The sequence below is a fragment of the Bradyrhizobium sp. PRIMUS42 genome (genome assembly GCF_023006515.1).
GTDB lineage: Bacteria > Pseudomonadota > Alphaproteobacteria > Rhizobiales > Xanthobacteraceae > Bradyrhizobium.
Genome location: NZ_JALBGZ010001048.1, coordinates 1 through 1594, shown reverse-complemented (window position 1 = coordinate 1594; position 1594 = coordinate 1). Strand labels below are relative to the sequence as shown.

Sequence of the window (1594 nt, the reverse complement as noted above, 5' to 3'; positions counted from 1 at the left end):
AGCAAGGCCACCACGCTTTCGGCGCCGATGCCTTCGCGCGCCAGCCAGCGCGCGATTGCCTGGCTGCGGCGGGCCAGTTCGCGATAGCTCAGGGATGCGCGCCCGTCCGACACCGCAATCGCGTTCGGCGTCTTCTTGGCTTGCCGATCAAAGCGTCCGCTCAAATTGCCGCTTGTGGTGAAATTGGCCGGCACGCCCCGGCCTGTCGCCAGCAATTGCCGGCGTTCGGTCTCCGTCAGGAGCGGCAGGCGCGAGATGCGCTGCTCCGGATTGGCGATGACGGCCTTCAGCAGGGACTTGAACTGAGCCGCCATGGCCTCGATCGTCGCGGCGTCGAACAGATCGGTGGCGTATTCGAAGAAGCCGGTGAAGCGGCCGTCGGCCTCGACCAGCTCGAGCGTGATGTCGAAGCGTGCCACCTTGGGATCGACTTCCAGCCGCCGCATCGACAGGCCCGGGAAGCGTGCCGCCTCGATCGACGCGTTCTGGAGGATGAACATGATCCGGAACAGCGGATTGCCATCGCTCCGCCGGGCGATCTGCAGCGCGCGCAACACCTCCTCGATCGCAAGGTCCTGGTTGCGGTAGGCATCGAGCGTGACCTGCCGGACCCGCCGCAACATCTCGCCGAAGCTCGGGTCGCCGCCAAAATCGTTGCGCAGGATCAGCGTGTTGGCGAACAGCCCGATCAGGTGCTCGCTCTCGATCTGGTTGCGGTTGGCGATCAGCGATCCCGTTGCGACGTCCTCATGCGAGGAGTGGCGGAACAACAGGCATTGGAACGCGGCGAGCAGCGTCATGAAAGGCGTGACGCCCTGGTTCTGGCTCAACGCGCGCAGCTCGGCCGACAGCGTCCTGGAGAATTCGAGATAGTGGCGGGCGCCGTGACCGCTCCAGACCTCCGGCCTTGGCCGGTCGGTCCGCAGCGGCAGCGTGGTGACGCCCTCGAGCTGGGCTCGCCAGTAGTCGAGCTGGTCCTTGGCCGCCGGCGTCTGCGCCCAGCTCTGCTGCCAGAGCGCAAAGTCGCGATATTGGAAAGCCGGCAGAGGCTGTGCCGCCACGTTCTTCCCGTGTGCGGCGGCGTAGTGGGCGGCAAGCTCCTCCCAGAACAGGCGCTGCGACCAGCCGTCGGTGACGAGGTGATGGATGTTGACCACCAGCGCATGGCTCGTCTTGTCGAATGACAGCAGCGTGACCTTTAGCGGCGGCTCGCGCGCCAGGTCGAACGGATATTGCGCGAGCTTGAGCGTCTCGCGCCTGATCACTGCGGCCCGCTTGTCCGCAGCACAGGGTTTGAGCTTGGCGCGCTCGAACCGCGGCGGCGATTGCAGCACGAGCTGCGCCGGCTCGCCCTGACGTTCGACGACGACCGAGCGCAGCGTCTCGTGGCGCGCGCAGATCGTGGCAAGACTGGCCTGAAGCGCTGCGACGTCGATCAGGCCTTTGAGCATAGCGACTTCGACGACATTGTAATTGTAGCGCGTCGGATCGAGCCGCGAGAGCACGTACATGCGCTGCTGCTGGAACGAGAGCGGCGCCTCTGCGTCCGTCGCTCGCCGCCAGGCCGGCAGTGCCGCCTCGCGGCGGCTCGAGG

Annotated in this window: 1 protein-coding gene; it reads right to left on the bottom strand. The window is 66.4% G+C overall.

The window, feature by feature from the left end; all coding sequences use genetic code 11:
- Positions 1-1594 (bottom strand): condensation domain-containing protein (locus tag MOV75_RS37365; RefSeq protein WP_247007908.1); only part of this gene is annotated, 1594 nt, incomplete at both ends.